This window comes from Bradyrhizobium oropedii, assembly GCF_020889685.1.
Classification (GTDB): Bacteria; Pseudomonadota; Alphaproteobacteria; order Rhizobiales; family Xanthobacteraceae; genus Bradyrhizobium; species Bradyrhizobium oropedii.
Genome location: NZ_JACMYO010000061.1, coordinates 23,266 through 43,858, shown reverse-complemented (window position 1 = coordinate 43,858; position 20,593 = coordinate 23,266). Strand labels below are relative to the sequence as shown.

The 20,593-nt window shown below is 58.8% G+C and carries 17 protein-coding genes; 5 read left to right on the top strand and 12 right to left on the bottom strand.

Going from position 1 to position 20,593, the window contains the following annotated elements; translation table 11 throughout:
- From H8A95_RS18910 to H8A95_RS18895, 4 genes are all read right to left on the bottom strand, one after another.
- A partial coding sequence (locus H8A95_RS18910; protein WP_229184486.1) for a ClpX C4-type zinc finger protein occupies positions 1 to 537 on the bottom strand: 537 nt, incomplete at its 3' end.
- Between the two features lie 7 nt (positions 538 to 544).
- Positions 545 to 778 carry a DUF6894 family protein gene (locus H8A95_RS18905; RefSeq protein WP_229184485.1) on the bottom strand — a complete coding sequence of 78 codons (234 nt, stop codon included), beginning with the start codon at positions 776 to 778 and terminating at the stop codon, positions 545 to 547.
- 160 nt (positions 779 to 938) lie between these two features.
- Positions 939 to 1,238, bottom strand: a complete 300-nt coding sequence (locus H8A95_RS18900; RefSeq protein WP_229184484.1) for a hypothetical protein — start codon at positions 1,236 to 1,238, stop codon at positions 939 to 941.
- Between the two features lie 592 nt (positions 1,239 to 1,830).
- Positions 1,831 to 2,136, bottom strand: a complete 306-nt coding sequence (locus H8A95_RS18895) for a CoA-transferase family III protein (RefSeq protein WP_229184483.1) — start codon at positions 2,134 to 2,136, stop codon at positions 1,831 to 1,833.
- 95 nt (positions 2,137 to 2,231) lie between these two features.
- Here H8A95_RS18895 and H8A95_RS44465 point away from each other — a divergent pair, with 95 nt between their 5' ends.
- Positions 2,232 to 2,429, top strand: coding sequence for a LysR substrate-binding domain-containing protein (locus H8A95_RS44465; RefSeq protein WP_420839426.1), 198 nt, complete (start codon positions 2,232 to 2,234; stop codon positions 2,427 to 2,429).
- Positions 2,430 to 2,776: 347 nt separating this feature from the next.
- On the opposite strand, the gene H8A95_RS18890 is transcribed toward H8A95_RS44465, so the two are convergent.
- Positions 2,777 to 3,196, bottom strand: coding sequence for a tautomerase family protein (locus tag H8A95_RS18890; protein ID WP_229184482.1), 420 nt, complete (start codon positions 3,194 to 3,196; stop codon positions 2,777 to 2,779).
- Positions 3,197 to 3,234: 38 nt separating this feature from the next.
- Entirely contained in the window at positions 3,235 to 4,125 is an 891-nt protein-coding gene (locus H8A95_RS18885) for an alpha/beta hydrolase (RefSeq protein WP_229184481.1), read from the bottom strand.
- An 84-nt stretch (positions 4,126 to 4,209) separates the two neighbouring features.
- Here H8A95_RS18885 and H8A95_RS18880 point away from each other — a divergent pair, with 84 nt between their 5' ends.
- From H8A95_RS18880 to H8A95_RS18870, 3 genes are all read left to right on the top strand, one after another.
- Positions 4,210 to 5,085, top strand: a complete 876-nt coding sequence (locus tag H8A95_RS18880; protein WP_229184480.1) for an MBL fold metallo-hydrolase — start codon at positions 4,210 to 4,212, stop codon at positions 5,083 to 5,085.
- 72 nt (positions 5,086 to 5,157) lie between these two features.
- Positions 5,158 to 5,622, top strand: a complete 465-nt coding sequence (locus H8A95_RS18875; RefSeq protein WP_229184479.1) for a winged helix-turn-helix transcriptional regulator — start codon at positions 5,158 to 5,160, stop codon at positions 5,620 to 5,622.
- A gap of 137 nt (positions 5,623 to 5,759) precedes the next feature.
- Positions 5,760 to 7,403 (top strand): long-chain-fatty-acid--CoA ligase, encoded by a 1,644-nt coding sequence (locus tag H8A95_RS18870; protein WP_229184478.1) that lies wholly within the window; start codon positions 5,760 to 5,762, stop codon positions 7,401 to 7,403.
- Positions 7,404 to 9,138: 1,735 nt separating this feature from the next.
- On the opposite strand, the gene H8A95_RS18865 is transcribed toward H8A95_RS18870, so the two are convergent.
- From H8A95_RS18865 to H8A95_RS18845, 5 genes are all read right to left on the bottom strand, one after another.
- Positions 9,139 to 10,347 carry an HlyD family secretion protein gene (locus H8A95_RS18865; RefSeq protein ID WP_229184477.1) on the bottom strand — a complete coding sequence of 403 codons (1,209 nt, stop codon included), beginning with the start codon at positions 10,345 to 10,347 and terminating at the stop codon, positions 9,139 to 9,141.
- An 11-nt stretch (positions 10,348 to 10,358) separates the two neighbouring features.
- The gene (locus H8A95_RS18860; RefSeq protein ID WP_229184476.1) at positions 10,359 to 10,562 is read right to left on the bottom strand and encodes a DUF1656 domain-containing protein; all 204 of its coding nucleotides are present in this window, start codon (positions 10,560 to 10,562) and stop codon (positions 10,359 to 10,361) included.
- Positions 10,562 to 12,376, bottom strand: a complete 1,815-nt coding sequence (locus H8A95_RS18855; protein WP_229184475.1) for an FUSC family protein — start codon at positions 12,374 to 12,376, stop codon at positions 10,562 to 10,564. Before H8A95_RS18855 ends, H8A95_RS18860 begins: the two co-directional genes overlap by 1 nt.
- Before the next feature lie 43 nt (positions 12,377 to 12,419).
- Positions 12,420 to 12,863: a winged helix-turn-helix domain-containing protein gene (locus H8A95_RS18850; protein WP_229184474.1), complete on the bottom strand. Its 444-nt coding sequence runs from the start codon at positions 12,861 to 12,863 to the stop codon at positions 12,420 to 12,422.
- A 326-nt stretch (positions 12,864 to 13,189) separates the two neighbouring features.
- Positions 13,190 to 13,816 carry a response regulator transcription factor gene (locus H8A95_RS18845; RefSeq protein WP_229184473.1) on the bottom strand — a complete coding sequence of 209 codons (627 nt, stop codon included), beginning with the start codon at positions 13,814 to 13,816 and terminating at the stop codon, positions 13,190 to 13,192.
- A gap of 225 nt (positions 13,817 to 14,041) precedes the next feature.
- On the opposite strand from H8A95_RS18845, the gene H8A95_RS18840 reads away from it, so the two are divergent.
- The gene (locus H8A95_RS18840; protein ID WP_229184472.1) at positions 14,042 to 14,434 is read left to right on the top strand and encodes a response regulator; all 393 of its coding nucleotides are present in this window, start codon (positions 14,042 to 14,044) and stop codon (positions 14,432 to 14,434) included.
- A 7-nt stretch (positions 14,435 to 14,441) separates the two neighbouring features.
- On the opposite strand, the gene H8A95_RS18835 is transcribed toward H8A95_RS18840, so the two are convergent.
- Positions 14,442 to 20,330, bottom strand: coding sequence for an AAA family ATPase (locus tag H8A95_RS18835; RefSeq protein WP_229184471.1), 5,889 nt, complete (start codon positions 20,328 to 20,330; stop codon positions 14,442 to 14,444).
- Positions 20,331 to 20,593 lie beyond the last annotated feature (263 nt).

The following is a 20,593-nucleotide window of genomic DNA, read 5'->3' as shown; positions in this document are numbered from 1 at the left end:
GTAGACGATGCCGCGCTGCGCGCGCTCGACGTTGTAGTCGGCGGCCTGCAGCAGCTTCAGGATGATGTTCTCGACGTCCTCGCCGACATAGCCGGCCTCGGTCAGCGTCGTCGCGTCAGCCATGGTGAAGGGAACGTCGAGGATGCGGGCCAGCGTCTGCGCGAGCAGCGTCTTGCCCGAACCGGTCGGACCGATCAGCAGGATGTTCGACTTCGCCAGCTCGACGTCGTTGTGCTTGGTCTGATGGTTAAGCCGCTTGTAGTGATTGTGGACAGCGACCGACAGGACCTTCTTGGCATGCCTCTGGCCAATCACGTAGTCATCCAGGACCTTGCAGATTTCCTTCGGCGTCGGGATGCCGTCGCGTGACTTGACCAGCGAGGACTTGTCCTCCTCGCGGATGATGTCCATGCAGAGCTCGACGCACTCGTCGCAGATGAAGACCGTGCCACCCGCAATCACTTTGCGGACTTCGTGCTGGCTCTTGCCGCAGAACGAGCAAAATAGCGGGTTCTTGGAAGGTAATTGAACTGCCATGGCGACCTCAATGCGGCTTGCCGAGGACGAACGAGAAGGGGATGACAAAGAGCTCATCGCCCTGGTCGTCGCTAACGTGCAGGACCCAGTCGCGCCAGTCTTCAAGGCTAAGCTCATCAGTGAACGAGTGCACGACGCGAGTCGCGTGATCACGGGCCTCTTCGAGACCGTCTACAACGGCGCCACGTCGGTCGACGAAAACTTTTTTCGTGCTGGAACAGTGAAAATAAACTTGGGTCATGTTGAGCTCCTACAACAAAACGGTTACCGAAAATTACCGCCGCAGATGTCGTGGCGGTGGCACCGACGGCAGAGTGGAAGATGCTCGCATGAGCTCGAACCATATCCAGGTGGTCATGAGAGGAAATAGGATCATCTGAACACCTCGTTGACTGTATGTGTCAGCCACCGCACTTCGTTGCCAGCAGATCATTGAACGCATTGATCACGGAATCGAGCGCCACCAGGACCCGGGCGCCCTCGACCCGCTGAACTGCGACTTGCCGCAGCGTCACCGATTGATAGAACGAGGCGGCGTAATCGCGGCAACTCTTCTCTTTGTCGGCAGTACCGGCGAGTTGACCCTGCGCAATCGCAGCGTGAGTGCAAATGTCCTTGCTTGAGGTGCACTCGGCAGCAAGTGAAGGAACCGTGGACGCGTTGAGGACAGCAGAAGCAATGAGAACCGCTATTCTCCTCATGATCGAACTCCGCAAAGCGAATTGTTGCGAGGAGAGTAACAGTCCGATGTGACCACGTTCTATTGCGCGCAAGTAATTGCCAATACTGCTGTGGTTGCAGCCGATAAACCTTGGCTTAGAACGGTCCGCCTCGGCTTGGCCGCACTTGTCGAGTGATTAATGCTGATCGTCGAGCCGAGACCGCAACGAAAGAGGGGCCCGCGTGTTCACTCGGCCCATCTGCAGGGTTCACCATGAGCTTCGAACAGCGAAACGCTTGCCGCGGGCATCCCGCCGAGACGTAGAAGGCCGAAGCGGTTGCAAGCCATATAGCGGCTCGGATGCCGCTTTCCTGGGGCTACACCAGAGACCTCTGGCTTGCAGTAAGGCCCGATTTTGAGGGGCTTTCGAGAAGCCGCTTTATAGTCGGAGAGAGAAGAATTCCCGTTGATGGCAGCACGATTTTCCTTTTAAATCAAATACTTGCGAGAACGAGCCTCTCCCCCTCCTGCCAGACGTGAGCTCACGTCATTAAACAACCGCCGTACCCTCTCGCATGTGGTCAGTCGAACGGATCGCTAATGCTCTTTTGGCTCAGTACGATCCGGCGTCTTCATAGCTCCGAGATTTCAACTTCGGAAAGACGACTCTCGCGCAAAATCTCCTCGCCCTGCTCACCCTGAAAGGCGGGAATCCCAGGCGAAGGCAATTCGGACTTGCTGAAGATCCACGGATTGCCCGGCATCAGAACGGTGCCGCCAGCGCGATCATCGACCTCCACCACCGCGTTCCACTCGCGAGCCCACTCGCTAGCGCCAAACTCACTTGTGCTCCGGACGACGCCAATCGCCAGGCCAGCTTCGCTCACCTGAGTTTGCAACTCGTCGAGGTCGTTGAAGGTGGCAAGCCACGCCTGCACCTCCTTTAGGAGAGATGCGAGATTCTCGCGGCGCAGACGCGTCGCATCATGGCGCAGTAGCGAATGAACATAGGTGAACCTGAGGGGAGATCTACGTGGAGGTCAAGAGCCAGCTACAAATCAACAATGCATTCGGAATTCGGCATGCCGCTCTCCCCGGCGCGGGAATAGCGATGCTCCGTCTTGAATTTGTAAGCGACGATCTGGATAGTGGTCGCCTTGTAAGAGTGCTATCTGACTACAAGACGCTGTCACGGCCGCATCATCTCGTCTGGTACAGAGCCGACGCGTGACACCAAAGCTACGAGCATTTATCGACTATATTGCTGAACTCTCTGGCTAGAGGTCAACGCGTTCGCAACTCATCGACCTCTCGGTTAGTATGCGCTGATTTTCGGTTCGACAATCGTCCTAATGTCTTTGTTCAGCGCTTTCACTCCGTTGACCCTACTCGATCTACTGGCTGACAGCAGCCAACAAGCTCGCAAGGCCGGCTCTTCGGAACCCGGCCCTCGCCGTTTATCGTTAAGGCACCTGTCTCGGACCTAAGCCCTCCAAGGGCGAGACGCAGCGGGGCGCGTCTACCACTTTGAGTCACAACCTCGTTTACTTGTCGAAACCGATCGTAGGTCGTTAATCGCTAGTAGATCGACGGACGGTTTTCGGAAACCCAGTGTTTTTCTGCGTCAGAGCCTTCCGGCGGCGGCTTCAGCCCCTGAATCGTCCAAAGTTCGGTAGGCGTTTCATCGACGTGTGCCTCCCAGCGAAATGCTCGAGGTTCAACGAATGGAGTCACAATCTCCCTTACCTGTTTCATCCACCAGCCGCGGTGTTGCGGTTCCAAACTTCGCGCAATGTGATCGACCCAGATTCGCACGAAGTCGTTCGCCGGCTCTCCGCCGATGTACAACGAGTTCTGATCGACTTCATGGAAGATCACGCTGACGTAAAAGCGTGGCATTCCGAACTTGGTGTAGGCGTCCGAGATGCGATTCGAAAATTGACGCTTCTCGGCGTCACTGTAGGCTCCCTTCGGACAGTAGATATGCCAGAGTGGCATGCTTTTCTCCTCCTGCAGTAAATCGAATCTGCCGTCTGCTACGGTGATTTGTGGTGAAGCAGAAACCACTCGCGGGCCGGCTCGGATGTTTCCTTGAAGTAGCGGTCGTAGGCTTGGAAATGCCCTCCCGGAAAGGTGAGCAGTCGCTTTGGTGCCTGCAACGTCTCGTACACGTCGCGCTGGATGTCGGTGAAGGTGCAAACGTCGTTTTCCGCCAGGATCATCTGGATCGGCTTGGGAGCGACATAGCGCGCCCATCCCGCAGGCTCGAAGTCGAACATGTACTCGATCGAGCGCAAGGTGACTTCGTTCAACCAGCGGGTCGGGGTCGGGCTAGGATCCAGAATTCGCTTCGGAATGCCGAGCAGGAAGGTGGCCAATTCTCCCGGATGTCTCGCGAACATCGGAATCATCTGGGGTGCCTTTCCCGCCAGACGTCCCTCACGATCCTCTGCAAGGCGCCGCCGAAGTTCAGCCATCTGCTCATCGGTGAACATTTTCGGCCCGTTGCGATGGCCGCTAACATTTGGAATTTGAATCGAAAGACAGCGCACGCGCGGATCATTGGCCGCAGTCACGAGGGCAAGCCCGCCGGCGAAGCTGGATCCCCAGAGAGCGACGCCTTTATCTGTCCTCACCTCTGACCGGGCCAGGCAATAGGAAATGGCATCGCGAAGGTCCGCCAATTGCGCATAGGGATTGACCTCCTGTCGCGGCATGCCATCGGACGCGCCGAAGCCGCGATGGTCGTACAGCAAGACCGAGAACCCGGCTTCGCAGAAGAACTGCGCGTAGTGCTCGATGTGCTCCTGGGTGCCGCCAAAGCCATGACACATCACGATGCCGGGCGCCGAAGCCCCTTTGCTGGCGTGAAACTGTCCACGCAAGACCGTTCCATCTTCGGCTTTGAATTCGACGATGCGCTGCATGGATGGCGTCTTCTCCCGTGACATCGGAGACGACCGCTAACACGAATAGTTGCGTCACGCAACCAATTATGTTAGCGGTCGCCATTGATCGCGCACGGTCTGACCAGGGAGGCTTCGATGAGTAAGGATGGAGGGCTGCCGCTGAATGCGGAGGTGTTCGTCGGCCCGCTTGCAACGTTGGAGGACGGGAAAGGAACGTTCTCGCCAACTTCTTCGACACTAATCTACGGGGAAACCGACGCTGTGCTGGTCGACGCTCAGCATCTCCATCCCGACATCAAGGCGCTCGGCGACATGATCGAACGACGCGGGCGACGGCTCACGACGATCTACGTCACGCACGGACATGCCGACCACTATTACGGCATCACCGAACTTATGCGGCGCTTTCCGACCGCGCGAGCGTTTGCAACCAGGGGGGTTGTCGACTATATCCGCGAGAATGCCGATTTTCAGGAACGACAGTGGCGGCAGATGTTCGGCAGTCGCGTCGCCATTCCGTCCGACATTCCTGAGGTCGTCGACGACGGTCTTTCGCTCGAAGGCCACGCACTGAGCATCCTTGAGCTGGGACAGGCAGACATCGCGCCGAGCACCGCGCTCCATGTTCCGGCCATCGACCTGATTGTGCCAGGCGATCTCGTCTACAACGGCATCCACATGATGCTCGGGCTGAGCGGTCCCAAGCAATGGGACGAATGGTACGCCAACGTCGACAAGCTGGAGCGCATGAAGCCGAAGATGATTGTCGCCGGACACAAGAAGCCCGAGGCTTCCGACCGAGAGGTCGAGCGCATTTTCGCCGAAACCAAAGGCTACATCCGCGACTTCGCCGATGCCGCCGTCCAGGCAACCAGTGCTGAAGAGCTGGTGACGGTCATCACTGCGAAGTATCCCGATTTTGGCAACCCGTGGACTCTGCGCTTCTCGGCGCGATCACGTTTTCCAAGGAGAGTATGACGTATCGTCAGGTGTGCGAAGCGAGGCGTGCCGTGCTTTTCACCTCGGGCTGATTGTGTTAGCGATCTGGTGATGCTGAAGAAGGACTATACCGGTCAGGATTGCTCCATAGCGCGCTCACTGGAAGTGGTCGGCGAGCGATGGACCTTGCTCATCATCCGTGAGCTAATGAACGGCAAATGTCGCTTTTCAGAGATCGAGCGCGGTCTTGGCATCGCCAAGAACATTCTCAGCAACCGACTTGAGAGCCTTGACGCGCTCGGTGTCGTGAAAAAGGTCGTCATCTCCCCGGGCGGCGAGTGGGTAGAGTATCGTCTCACCGCCAAGGGCCGCGACCTTTTTCCCGTGATCAATGCCCTGATGGCTTGGGGTGATAAATATGTTGCTCCCGATGGGCCGCCGGTCACGCTGCTACACCGCTGTGGAGGCAAGGCCGGACATCGCATGGTCTGTGCGTGCTGCGGTGAAGACCTTCATATGAGGGACGTCTACACTGCCGAGGGCGTCGAGAAGCCCGCCCCGCGCAGCAAGTCGTAGACGGCCGCCTCTCCTCCCAAGCACATCCGATCACAATCTGCAGATGCATTTGGCCCGTTCGGCCATCTGTGGAATCCGCCGCGCGATCGCGTCGTTTGCCGCTCGCGAGACAAGAAACAAACATGGGAAGGAAGCCAATGAACCTCCAAGTCACGAAACCGACCGACAATCTAATGCAGCACTGGCCGCTGTTGTGCCATCGCATTATCGACCATGCCGCGCTGATCCACGGCCGGCAGGAAGTCGTCACCCAGTCGGTCGAAGGCCCGATTCACCGTACCACTTATGCCGCGATCCGCGATCGCGCGCTCAGAGTAGCGCAGAAGCTGGATCTAGATGGGATTGCAGTTGGTGATCGCGTTGCGACGCTCGCCTGGAATACATGGCGTCATCTCGAGTGCTGGTATGGCATTATGGGGACTGGGGCGATCTGCCATACCGTCAACCCCCGCCTATTTCCCGAGCAAATCGCCTGGATCATCAACGATGCAGCCGATCGTATCGTGATGACCGACATCACCTTTGTCCCGCTCCTGGAAAAACTTGCCGACAAGATGCCGGGCGTCGAGCGCTACATCGTGCTCACCGACAACGCCCATATGCCGCAAACGTCTCTCAAGAACGCGGTTGCCTACGAAGACTGGATCGCAGACGTTGACGGCAGTTATCGTTGGCATGTTGGCGATGAAAATGCTGCGTCAGCTATGTGCTATACGTCGGGGACCACCGGCAATCCCAAAGGCGTCGTTTACACCCACCGCACGAATGTGCTGCACGCAATGATGGGTAATACTGGCGATGCCATGGCCCTCACTGCAACCGGGACTATTCTTCCCGTCGTGCCGATGTTTCACGCCAATAGCTGGGGACTTGCCTTCGCCGCTCCGTTCGTGGGAGCAAAAATGGTGATGCCCGGACCGAAACTGGATGGCGCCTCGGTCTACAATCTCCTGCAAGCAGAGAAAGTGACCGTAACCGCCGGCGTCCCGACCGTTTGGCAGATGTTGCTGGGCTATATCGAGGCGAACAAACTCGCGCTCCCGCATCTAAAGCTCGTTGTGTGCGGCGGTTCCGCAATGCCTCGTGCGATGATCGAAGCGTTCTTGCAGCTTGGCGTAACGCCGCGCCAGGCGTGGGGTATGACGGAAACGAGCCCCATGGGCACGATGAGCGTACTCAAACCGCCTGTGACCGACTTACCCGACAACGAGAAGATCGATTTCCTCACAGCGCAGGGTTATCCGCCTTTCGGCGTCGAATTGAAGATCACGGACGACGCGGGCGCATCATTGCCGCGGGACGGAAGGACTTACGGGCGTTTGAAGATTCGTGGTCTCGCCGTAGTGCGTCGCTATTACGGGAGCGATGCTGAGATCCTCGACGAAGACGGCTATTTCGACACGGGCGACGTCGCCACGATCGATCCACACGGCTATATGCGAATCACGGATCGGGCGAAGGACGTCATCAAGTCGGGCGGCGAATGGATTTCTTCCATTGAACTCGAGAACCTCGCCGTTAGTCACCCCGCAGTGATGGAAGCTGCCGTGATCGGCCTACCGCACCCCAAATGGAATGAACGGCCATTGCTCGTCATCCAGCTCAAGAGCGGCATGACAGTCACGGCCGAGCAAGTACTTGATTTCATGGAAGGCAAGATTGCCAAGTGGTGGATGCCTAGCAGCGTTGTTTTCGTCGACGCCATGCCGCATACGGCAACCGGAAAAATCATGAAAACAACGCTACGTGACCAGTTCAAGAACTTTCGGTTTCCAGTCTAACACACTGAAGCGGTTCTTCGGGCATTCCCAACCAAGGGTGACCAAGCGACTTCCGCTTCGCATCAGAGCGGACCTCTATGAGTGCAGGCCCTAACGAATTGACGGGTGTCTAGGACGATTCTCTGACCGATGCGCGCCACGATCGGGCACTCGGAACGCGTTGCAACGATCGGATTGGGTCTCGCGGCGCTCCTGCAACGGCTCTCAGTGTCCGTTCGATCAGGTACGTCGTCCGTCAACCCTCTAAGGGAGACGGCCGGTCCTCGGGGTAAAGGACCGGCCGTGGGCGAGCCCGGCGTGGGGAGGACCAGGGAAGGGAGCGCCAAGCCCTTGCGTAGCTGCCTACCCTCGCTAGGCAAACTGGTATCCGACAAATAGCGTTGGTGCGAGTAAAGCTGTCCAAATCTCGGCAAATTCGTGCGAAAGTGTTGATCACACGCCGCGCTCTGCATAGTGGTTGTATCCCCATGGTCTGCCTGCTTTCATAAAGCTGGCGACGCTCAGGCCGATGGAATGTCCTCTGGTTCATGGTTGTCAAAGCCGTGCGTAGTGCCAGTGCACCCCGACGACCGTGCCTTTTACCGGTTGCAGCGGAGCTCAGCGCCGTCAGCGGCAAATAGATCGCGAGAAAACGCGATTGCCGGCATTCGGAAACGCTCGCGCGTGGTCGCGAACGAACACCGGGATCGGCCGCGTGAGATAAGTGTCGTGCACGAGCGTCAGCGTGCTGATATCGAGCATCAGCCAGGGCTCGGCGGAAGGCGAGAACGATCCAGCGGCCCCATGCCGTGCGAACGGAAAAACTTACCCCCTCTATGCTAGGGGCAGTCCTTGTGCGCCGCGATGACTCCGGTGCCGACTTCCACAACGGGTCCAGGCGCGGCATTCCAGACCCGAACTAACCGTGGTGCCGTTGCGCGGCAAGGCAATGATGGTGACCAGCGCGACGTGGCTGTCGTCGAACGGGCGACTGGCCGGCCGGACATGACCATCCCGCCGATCACGATTCCTTCCCGCAGCAACGGAACACCCAGCACAGTCTGGTATCCATCCCGCTTCTGTGCTTCGGGGAATGTATATTCTTCGTCTAATACAACATCCGGGTATGACCCATGCCGGCTTCAAGAATGGCGCCTTGCCCCGGTTGAATAGACTGCTGTTTGAGGTGTTCGATCCACTCGGGTACAGCGTCGTTACCGGCACCTAGCCGAAATGTCCCGCCTTCGCGCAGGTAGATGAAAAAATCGTCAGCCTGACAAAGCCGGGCCGCCGACGACAGTAGGTGTCGAGTACCGGCGCAAGGCGGCCTGGCTGGGAATTAATAATCCCCAACACTTCAGTAGTTGCCGTCGACTGCTCCCGCGCCTCTTTCAACTCGCGGGTAAGAACGTCCACCTGCTTTTTGAGGTCAGCAATTGATGGAGTTGTGTGCAATGCTTAGCGGGCCTGCGACCTCTTCGCACATCCATTCTTGCATCCACTACGCTGCAGCATTTTCGTTCCCACGATCGTATCGTTGAAAAAGGGGGCCGGTGACTGACGTCACCGGCCCAATGACCCGGCGCCGCATTGCGGCGCAAGAGCGCCTCGGGGGGACAGGGGCTCGATAGCGGGTCTCTGCCGCACCCGCGCCGAGGGAGGAGGCGACGCGGGAGGAGCAACCTCATGAGGCAATTCTCAGTGGGAATCGTAGATGCGTTGAACGCGGCAGAAGCGGTGAGAACGGCTATTCTCCTCATGATTGAGCTCCGTGTGGTAACGAAGGGCTGGGAATGCATCCCGACCGTGCCGAGGCTTCACCGATCAAGCTGGAGAAGCTCGTCTTGAGCTCGGCTCGAACTCTTTGCACGAGTGTTCTATTCTCGCCGTCCTTGCCGTCTCGAATCGTGACAGTTGTGGTCAAGCCCGATACCAGCGGCACGCCAGGCGGCACTTTGTCGATAGCAATCCGGACCGGCACGCGCTGCGCCAAACGTACCCAAGTGTAAACCGGATCAACATTTGGTAACCCCTGCGTGGAAGCGGCTGCGTTAGATACGCTGACCCCAAGTGTCACTGTGGCGATGTGACCAGTGATCGGGGTCGGGTAACCCATCAGTTTTGCCTCGGCCTGGTCACCCACGCACAGGCGGGCCAGCTTGGTCTCCTCGAAATAACCGTCGATCCAATAGCTGTCCGTGTCAATGATCGAAACATTGGTAGCGCCTAGATGCGCGTAATCTCCCTCTCGGAGCAGAAGGTTGGTAACAATTCCATTCACCGGACTGCGCACTTCAGTGCGCTGCAGGTTGATCTCCGCCTGCCGCACCTGCTGCTGAGCCGAATCTACCGCGGCCTTTGCCTGCAGCGCATTCCCTTCATAGATCTGCTTCTCTTCGGTGCTGCTCGCGAGATCCGACAAGCGGCGCCGGCGTTCAGACTGCAAATCCTTCACGTTGAGGTCCGCCATTCTTTGCTGTAACACCGCCTTGTTCGTGCGTAGCGCGACATCAAAATCGACGGGCTCGATGACGTACAAGACGTCGCCCTTATGAACGAACTGGTTATCGACGATTCGCAACTCCGTGATTTTGCCGGAGATTTCGGGCGCCACACTCGCAACCTGAACGCGCACACGCCCATCGCGCGTCCACGGTCCGGCGTTGTACTGATCCCAGGCCACGACAGCGACCAGCACCGCAAGGACTGCAATCCCGGCGGTAGCTATCTTGCGCAGTAGAAACCGCGCGGTTCGCACGGCGCCGCCTCGCCGCTGCACTACGGACTTTCCGGAGGACGAGACGATTGGTTTGTTGCCCTGACAAGTTTCGGATACCCTTCGCGCGACGTCGTCGATCTCATCGGCTTGACGAGGCGATGCGTCACTAACACCCGGCGACGAGTGCACTGTGAGTGCCAGCACCTCGTCTTGCTCAAAGACCTCATCATCAATGGTTCCGCTCATGGCCACCTCCTCTAGAACAACAGCATCAACAGGCTCAGAACAGTCACGTATAGGCTGAGCTCTGCGACTGAGGCGTTACTGAACACCTTCCCAAATCCGACGACATGCAGGAGTGGCCGCACCATGATGATGACGACAAGAGCCGTCATCAAGTAGGTTACAAACGGCGCCAACAGAACGCCTCCCATGATCAGCTCTGGAAAGGCGTGCGACATCAGATCGCCCCCCGAGAGAAGTCGACGCCGCTGGCCCGATCAAGAATGTTGCTTGTCAGGAAAAGGCACGCAGCAGCATCTGCCTCGATCGAGGCTTTCTGCGGAGCCGTTTCACGCAACCGATGCGCAATGGTGCGCAGCGTCGGCGTATCTCGCTTCTCGATCGCCGCGCGTGCTTCATCCGCTAGTGGTGCAAGCGGCCCATCAGTGAGCAGCATTAGCTTCGCATCGCAACGGCGGACCATCGCCGATTGATCGAAGCAAGAGAGCATCTCCGCGAGGGCGCGACTGTCCTGCGCGCCTCCGACGGCCAGAAATTGCCCGATTCGCGTGGCGTCCCGGAACATTGCGTCTTCTACGGCTTCTCCAGTGTGGCGGGCCACATCCTGCAGCTCGCTGCGAGCCTCCGCGAGCAGCCGCATCCTGCGCTCGTCATCGGAGACCGGCGGAATCAGCGTCTGCGCTGCGAGCAACAGCGCCGCTGCCGCCACAACAAATAGGGAGGTGAAGAGGAAGCTCTGCGGATTATAGGTCTGCGGATTGCTCGGTGCGAGGATAACTGGTACGAAAAGCAGATTGACCCGACCGAGTGATGACCACAAAAGATTTTGCGACTTCATGAGAACCGCTGCGCCGATCGTAAAGGGAGCCATTGCGATCGCCAACAGAGGAAAGGCGTCGGCACCATTGAGGATGACGAACTCAAGTATGCCGGTCAGCGCAGCCGCGATCGGTGCACCAATGAGCGTGATGGTGGTGAAGCCGCGCACGCTCGGCGTTTTGGCCCCCAATCCGATAATCAGCGCGACAAAAGACAGCGAAACACTCGCCGCAGGCCATCCGGCCCAAACGTAGAAAATCGAGGTAATTGCAAGCCATAGAGCGGCGCGGACACCGCTTTCAACTGCAATTCTGCAGGATCGATACAAGGGCGCGCGCCAGGCCCGAAGCGGCCAGCGGGCCGACTTCAGGGCTAACAGATCCTGGCGAACCTCTTCATCCCGATGCAGAAATTCTCGGGCTGCCCATGCAGATGCTTCGGTCTCGGGATCGCCCTTAATCCTGGCCGCCTGCAATTCAGCAATCAACCCGACCGCCACGCTGCGAGCGGCCACGCTCCTGACGGAGCCGCTACTCGACTCGAGAGCCAGGCTTGGGATCACTGGCCGGAGCGCCACAATTTGCTGGAGTAGCGCCAAGAAGGTGCTCGATTTGCCTGGTTCGCCGCGGAAGCCTGTGTTCGCATACTCGCGAACGCGGCGACGAATCGCCCCGAGCTGAACTATGAGACGCGGATGACGGTCGGGGGCATCCATCCACGTATTTATGACCGCCATCGACAGAATGCCGACCGCGATTGCGGCGCCACGCGACATGCCGGATTCAAAGACGTGCTGCGGGTTGTCGATCTGCTGTGCCGCAATAAGTGCAACAGTATAGCCTGACAACACTGCGGCATAGGCCCGATAGCCATCCAAAACGTTCGCCGCAAAGACGCAAATGCCAATCCACACCGCGAATGCTGCGAGGATCAGATCTCTCGTTTGGGAGAAGAGCCCGGTGATTGCGATTGATGCTGCCACGCCCACAATGGTGCCGAGCAGCCGAAAGCCCGCCTTGTCCAGCGCCTGACCGCGGGTCGGTTCGGCAAGAATTCCAACGGTAACCGCGGCCGAGGCCGGCGCTTCAAGCTGCAGCCAAAAACTCACGAACAAGGCCAGGATCATCGCCAGCCAGACGCGGATGCCGAAGGTCCACGAACTGACCGGAATCTTCGCAACAGTGAACGGCTGCTCAGCTATCGTCGCGGCCACCGTAATCCCTCCTCGAAACTTGCGGATGCTTTGTGTTCGCTGCTCAGTTCTGGTCGCCCGACACGTTGACTGAGGCGACGAAGCGGTAGCCACGTCCGGGGATGTTGACGATGAACCGACGTCCGTCCTGGCCATCGCGTAGCGCGCGTCGCAGCGCAGAAATGTGGACCGCGAGGTTGGAGGGGTGGACAAAAAGATTGGGCCAAACGCGAGCGGTCAAGTCCTGTTTGCTGACCAGCTCGCCGCGTCGTTCTAGCAAAGCAATCAGGATATCCAGGGCGCGGCTTCCGAGAGGCACTGGCTTGTCGCCCTCCAACAGAAGAAGCTGCATCGGAAGCAAGCGAAAGGATCCGAACGAAACATTGGTTGGATGGAAATCGGTGGATTCGGCTCGCTTATCGTAGAATGCCTTGTCCGTATCCGGACTGGCATGTTTTACGTCAAGTCGCGGCTCTGGATGCGGCAAGCGCTCGATAGTTACGCTCATTCTCACCTCGCGTGCTTGGGAAAGGCGATTTTCCGGCAAGAGTCTTTTGCGAGGCGTAATTTGACGGTTTGCGGCGCTGCGGTCGATTGCCCGCAGGTGGTGTGAGGCCTGCCTGTGGTTAAGCTATCATATGCAAATCGCTTAGGGACAATGCGGGTGCGGGATCTCTAGTTATGATCCCTTGCTGCCGCATCCGTTGGCCGGATGACCAGGCAAGGGAGGATGATCAGCGGTGTAGCTGGCACGGCAGATGGCAAATTTGCAGGAATGACCGATACGCTAGGATAAATGTGCCTGAAGAGGATGCACTTCGCCGGCTCAGAACTCTATGGCCTCTTCGGCTTCATATTGAGGATATCAGCCATCCGGCAGAGCTCGGGAAACGTACGCGCCTCCATCTTTCGCATCAGGTGGGTGCGATGCACCTTCACCGTACCCTCAGCGAGGCCGATATCGTTGGCAATCTGTTTGTTCAGGCGACCCGCCACGATATGGAGCATGATCTCACGCTCGCGGGGGCTTAGCATTTCGAAACGCGCCTTGAGCATGGCAAATGCTCGTTCACTCTCTTGACGGGTGCGATCGCGAGCGAGGCCGTTCTCGACCGCGTCAAGAAGATCCTGATCACGGAACGGCTTTGTAAGGAACTCGATTGCACCCCCCTTCATCGCTTGCACGCTCATCGGCACGTCGGCATGAGCTGTGATGAAGATGATCGGTACTTGCCTGTTCGCAGCTGCAAGGTCGCGCTGAAGATCAAGACCACTTCGCCCTGGCATGCGCACGTCGAGGACCAGGCAAGTGGGGCCCTCCGGTGGATCAGCCCCAAGAAAATCAGGAACAGAAGAAAATTGACGGGTCTGTAAGCCGATCGCCTCCAACAGCCGCGCGACCGACTCGCGAAACTCAGGATCGTCATCGATGACCAAGACGCTGGGATCTGCGTTACCCATTCCCGGTATCCCGCATTTAAGGGGGGCGCATTCTTCCCGCAAACGACGGTATTCTAGGCTCAATCCATCGAGATGAAAAGCATCTGTTGCCTGAGCGGATGGGCTACGCCCCTATGCACATCGCTTAGGGGCGCAGGTATTGCATTGCTGGGAAATGTCGCCGACAGTGAGCTTCATGCAGCAAGGTATTGCTGCCGATGATATGTGCAGTGAGGAAGAACGTGCATGGAAGCCGCGATGTTGAACCGTGCACTGGTTTCCATCGTCGATGATGATCAATCATTTCGTGAATCAATGCATCAACTTGTGATGTCGTTGGGCTATACTGTCGAAGCGTTTCCGTCAGCAGCTGATTTCCTCGCATCGCGTCTCCTGCGGGAAACCGCCTGCTTGGTCACCGACGTTCAGATGCCCGGGATGACCGGAGTTGAGCTGCACAAACACTTGGTCGACGCTGGATACGCGATTCCGACGATCCTCGTTACTGCATACCCCGATGAAGCCATCAGGGATCAGGCCCTAAGCGACGGGGTTGTTTGCTTCCTCTGCAAGCCAGTGGACGACGACCATCTCGATCGATGCCTGCGCTCTGCTCTGCAGCCTGGCACACCGATTTGAAGACAAGTCATGAGTCCTCTTCAACGTCGGGCAACGTGAACTGAAATACAGCGCCGCGCGGCTTATTCGCTTCCGCCCATAGTTTGCCCCCATGAGCATTGATGATGGAGCGGCATATCGACAACCCCATGCCTGTTCCACTGGATTTCGTTGTATAGAAGGTATCGAAGACCCGATCGAGATTCGCCGGATCAATGCCAGGCCCGGAATCGCGGACAGCCACGAGGGCGCCTGTCTGGTCCTGCTCGGTGCTGATCACCAGCTCTCGTGTCCCCTCCTCAACCGAGCCCATGGCTTCAGCCGCATTCAGCGCGAGGTTCAGCAGGACTTGTTGCAGCTGAACGCGATCGCCCCAAATAGGAACCAGCCCATCCATCAGGTGGGCTCGGACAACGATTCTGTTCTTGGCGATTGTGCTTTGCATCATCACGATCATCTCGTCGATCGCTTCATTGAGGTCAAAGCGCTCTTTTCGCGGGGGCGCCTTCTTGATTTGATCACGCACCCGTCCGACGATATCTTTAGCGCGGTCGGCATCTTTGACAACACAACCGAACGCTACCTTGGCCTTATCCAGATTTGGCGGACTCCTTTCCAAAAAAAGCACCCCGGCACGAGCGTTGTTGCGGGCGGCTGCGATCGGATGCAGAACTTCGTGAGACAGCGAAGCAGCCAATTCTCCCATCATGCTCACGCGGTTCATGTGGGCGAAATCCGATTGCATCTGCTGCAACCGCGCCAACGCTTGTGTGCGATCCTCAATGTCGGTCAGTAGCGCGTACCAGCGGGAAATCCGGCCGGATGCGTCCCGAACCGGAATGCCGCCGATGTCGAACCACCGATATTCACCGTCGAAGCGACGGATGCGCGCTTCGGTCCGATATGGAATACCGGCCGCTATAGACCTTGTGAAGACTTCGGCGAGTGAGGGGAGGTCTTCATGATGGATCGTTCCGTTGGTGCCCCAACTCTTCATTTGATCGAGTGTCGCGCCACAATATTCGAGGATCTGGCGATTGACGGCTTCGACCTCGCCGTTAGGCGCCAGGATCGCAACAAGACCGGGTATCCCGTCGATTGCCGAGCGCAAACTTCGCTCACTTTCACGCAGCGCCTCCTCTACGCGCTTGCGCTCGGTCAAATCGAGTACGAACGCAACGCCCTCGTCGCTACCTTCCTTGAACAACGCGGCGCCAATAAGCACGGGAACGCGACTGCCGTCCTTTCGAAAATACTCCTTCTCGTAAGGTTGAACGATCCCTGTTGAGCGCAGTTGTGCCCACGTGAGCTGGTCGCGCTCGCGCCACTCCAGCGGGGTCAGCTCGGTCCAGCGCATGCGCCCCGAAACCAAGTCCTTACGATCATATCCCACGATACGTAGAAATGCGTCATTGGCTTCCAGAATCCGACCTTCGCCGTCGGCAATGATGATCCCAATGATATTGGCGTCGACCAGGCGCCGGATCTTCCCTTCCCGATCCGCGAGGTCATGATAAAGCCGCGAGTTCTCGAGCGAAATTGTCGCTTGTGATGCAAGCACCTTCAACAAAGCAACGCGATCTGGCGTGAAAACGTTCGGGGCCAGGTTGTTTTCGAGGTAGAGAATCGCCGCGAGCTTTCCCTGATTGATCAACGGCAAGCTGAGAACAGAACGGACACGACCCCGAAGAAGATAGGGATCGGAAAATGCCTGTTGAGATAGAGCATCATCGAGAATCACCGTCTCATGCGTGCGCGTTCCATAGCGAACCAATGACTCCGGCAACGCGGCTGTGCTGTAGAAGCCGTCGCGCAGATGCACGGTTACATTTTCTCCACTGGCGATCGCATCCGCCTGTATCTGCAGCTCATCACCTCGCGGGACAATCAGAAGACCCCGTTCGGCGCCGGCGTGCTTGAGGGCTGCGCGCATAAGTTTGTCGACGAGCTTTTCCAGAACCATTTCGCCGGAAAGCGCTTGCGAGACTTCGATCATCGTTGCGAGATCGAGATGTTCGACCGGTGCCTCGATCGTACCGGTTGGACTCCGTGTGCGCTCGTCCTGCCTTAGTCGCGGATGTAACTGGTCGAGTTGCCGCACCTTTCCATCGGCGCCCCAGCGCAGATAGCCACGCCGTGCATTTTCGAGGTAGTGATGCGCAACCTCCTCGAGGCCGCGCGCCGCGTAAAAGCGGGCAGCGAGTTCGCAGGCGAGCGCCTCGTTGTGGACAAAGCCGTTGCTGCGAGCTGAGCCGATGGCGCGCTCGTAAAGGTCCATAGCCTCGAGCGGACGCCCCTCGATCCGGGCTATCTCGGCGCCGACCAGCGTTGCACGGTCCTCGAAATTCTCCGGACAATTCACCGCCAACGCCCGAAGCTCTCGCTCGTGCGCGCCAAGTGCTTCTCGATGCCTGGCGTAGGGGTCGGGACCTGCGGGCTCGCACCGTGCGGCGCGGCACAGGCCGGCATAGAAATGGCTTTCCGCCTTCTCCAGGGGAAAGATAAACAGCGGCGCCGGGGACGTTGCGTACCATGTCTCCACCTTTTCGGCGGCTTCGAATGCCGAGACGTAATCGCCGGCGAAGAAGCGTGCCTGGAGCTTTCGGATCCAGTAGAAACATTCCAGAAACGCGCGAGAGGGCTGACCCGTGCAGCGCTCCTCGAAGGAGCGCTCCGTGAACCCACCAGCGTCGAGGGAGCCGAATTTCGCGGTTCTTCCGCGCAAGGACCGGGCAAGCGCGAGTGGCGCCGAAAGCCTGTCGAGGAAAAACCCGTACCTCTGCACGAACTCCAGGGCGTCCTGGGCTTCACGTTCGAATTGATCGAGTGGATGGCCGAGGGCAAGAAGAATGGTACTGAGGCCGCGGGCCGCGAGTGCGGCATATGTCGGGTCGCCGTGTTCTTTCGCCATCTGGAAGGCACGACGAGACGGTTCGATTGCCTCCCTGAGCAGTCGTGTCCACGGGACCACAATCGCGAAGCCGGTATAGGCCCGCGCCCCAAAGTGCGTAAATCCGCGACGTTCGAGCAGATCGCAAGCCATTTTTCCAAATCGATAGGCTTCAACGTACTGGCCGAAGCCGGGACCGGCGATCGCAGCCGTTGTCATGTAACCAAACGGTGATGCTTCGCTGTTGCCGTACTCCAGACTGAGATTGGTGGCCATGCAGACACCGAGCGTGAACAAGTTCTTGTTGGCGTTCAGGGCCGGTACCACCAGGCTGCTGAGCAGGTCGAGCGTGGCCTTGGCCTCCGGATCCCGGATCAGCGGCAGATCAACGAGATCCTCGATTGCGCGATTTCCGAGTAAAGACCAGATGCGCTCGTACTCACGGCGCGCCTCAGCTTCTGTAGGATGCGCTGACCAATCAATACCCACATGCCGCAAGCTTTCTAGGGCAACTCCCACTGCCCTCTCGCCAGCCCCAAGCCCTACGTACAGATCCACGCGCCGCTGTGCCACGATGCACTGTTGAACCGCGCCGCCAGCGCGCGCTGCAAGCGCGGCCAGACGCTTCTCGGCGGCCTGCAGCGCACCGGCACAGAGCTCGCAGTCAGCGCTGTACAGCTCCAATTCAAAGGCCAACTCCTGCCGTCGCTCCCAGGCGTCCTTAGGTAACAGCGCCGCCCCCGCAACGAGATAGGTCAGCGCGGAAGCGTAGGCCGACGACGCCTTGGCGCGTTTGCCAGCGGTCAAGTTCAGCTCCGCGAGCTGCTCGCGTTCCTCCGGTGACGTGATCAGCGGCGCGCCGCGGTTGAGCTGGTTGACAATCTCGAAGATCGTCTCGTCGCGTCTTTCCGACGGTGTCTGTGCCAAAAGCAGCCGGCCGATTGCCAAATGCGCCTCCGCGCGTGCGTTTTCCGGGATCAGGGCATAGGCGGCTTCCTGCACGCGGTCGTGAATGAATTTGTAGGAGCGATCGACGCGGTCGATCAATTGTTGGTGCCGGGCCTCCAACAGAGCCGCGTGCACCCCCTCCTCGGTTGTTCCCACAATGATCGAAAGCACCGCATCGTCCGCGACATGGCCAAGGCAAGCGAGCTGCTGCAACACTCCCTGCGTGCCGAGCGGCAGCCGCGTCAGCTTCCTGGCCAGCAGTTCCACGACGTTGTCCGTATACCGCTTGGCGTGGATGCCTTCGAGATCCCAGGACCATCGCGCGCGCGCATGATCGAAGGCCAGGAGACTCTCGTCGGCGAGCGCGTGAAGAAATTGGATCACAAAGAACGGATTCCCGTCGGTCTTCGCGTGTACCAGACTTGCGAGCGGTGTGGCCAGCTCCGCCTGGCAGCGGAGCGAATCCGCGACAAGCTCTCCGAGGTGTTCGGTTCTCAGCGAAGCAAGTTTGATGTCCTGCACCCGTCCGGTTGCCCGGATCGCCTCCAGCTTACGCATGAGCGGATGTGCTGCAGTGACTTCGTTATCGCGGAAGGCGCCGACGAGAAGAAGATTGCGGAGATCGGAACGGTTCAACAGGTCTTCCACGAGGTCCAGCGTCGCTGCGTCGAGCCATTGCAAGTCATCGAGGAAGAGCGCCAGGGGATGTTCAGGTCGAGCGAAGACACCGATGAACTGCCGAAACACCAGTTGAAAGCGCCGTTGCGCGTCTTGTGGCGGAAGCTCAGCAACCGGCGGCGGCTCTCCAACGATCAACTTCACTTCAGGAACAAGATCGACAATCAGTCCTGCGTTCTGTCCGAGTGCTTCCCGCAATGCATCGCGCCAGGGTGTAAGATCGGCTTCACTTTTGCCAAGCAGGGGCCGGATCAGGCTCTGGAAGGCTTGTGCCAGCGTCGCATAGGGAATGTCGCGCTTGTACTGGTCAAACTTGCCGGAAGCGAAAAGGCCCCGCGGCGGTACCAGCACCGGCTGCAGCTCGTTCACGACAGAGGATTTCCCCACGCCGGAATAGCCCGAGACCAGGATCAATTCCGGGGCGCCACCGTTGACGGCGCGATCGAAGGAGGCGAGCAGGGTCTCAACCTCGCGCCGCCGCCCGTAGAGTTTCTCGGCGATCAACAGACGATCGGGTATATCGCGTTCACCAAGTTGGAAGTCGTCAATCGAGCGCTGCGCTGCCCATTCGCTCTGACATTTTCGAAGGTCGCCCTCGAGACCGGTGGCCGTCTGATAGCGGTCTTCGGCCCTCTTCGCGAGCAGCTTGATGACGATGGCCGAGACGGCGCCAGGAATCTCGTTCAGCCGTTCGGCGGGCGGCACCGGCCGCCTGGCGAGGTGGCAGTGCACCCATTCCATCGGGTCCACGGCATCAAACGGCAAAACACCCGTCAGCATTTGGTAGAAGGTGACCCCGAGCGCGTAGAGGTCACTCCGGGAATCGATTGAGCGGTTCATCCGTCCGGTCTGCTCAGGCGCCATGTAGGCAAGCGTCCCGGCAATCGTCTCGGGAGGATGAGGCGACTGTCGTTCCCGCGCGAAACGCGAGGCGATGCCGAACCCCGTCAGCCGTACCTCGCCGGTCGCGTCGTTGAGCAGGATGTTGGCCGGCTTGATGTCCTTATGGATGAGACCGCGCTGGTGAAGCTTGCCGACAGCCGAAGTCACAGCGATGGCAAGGCCCAAGAAGCGTCCCACCTTCATCGGCACGCCGAGCAACCGCTCGATCGGCTCGCCGCCCTCATCCTCGAGCACCAATATGGTTCGGCCGGCCTCGCCCACGAGCTCCAGCGGCCGTACCGCCCACGCCCCGTCGAGTTCGTCCTTCAGCTCGTATTCGTGCGTCAGACGATCGAGGCTTGAGCGCGATGGTTGGTCGGCGGCAGGAGCAACAAGCAGCACGGCGCGGCGCGTGCCGTCGCCATTAAGTCGCCAACTACGGTGAAAGACGCGCTCACCGTCCTCCCAGAGGATCTGAGAGCTGCCATCCGAGTACGCTCTGTTCAGCGAACGCGACACCGCCTGACAAACTCCGGGGTCGGGCTTTCCGGGTTGAGTGGCACCAAGCACGGCTTATGCGTCCATGCACGGGGCCTCTCTCCGCCCTGCCGGCATCGTACTCCAATGGCTGCGAAATGCCAGCCGTCCATTGATCTTGCCCGATCCGGCATACGTGGACCGCCTTCTCGTTCTCAACGATTCAGCGCGATTCAAACCGCTTAACTGGCGATGGCGGCGCCTGTGCGTCAAATAGAGGCCAACGAAGGCAACTTGAGACAAGC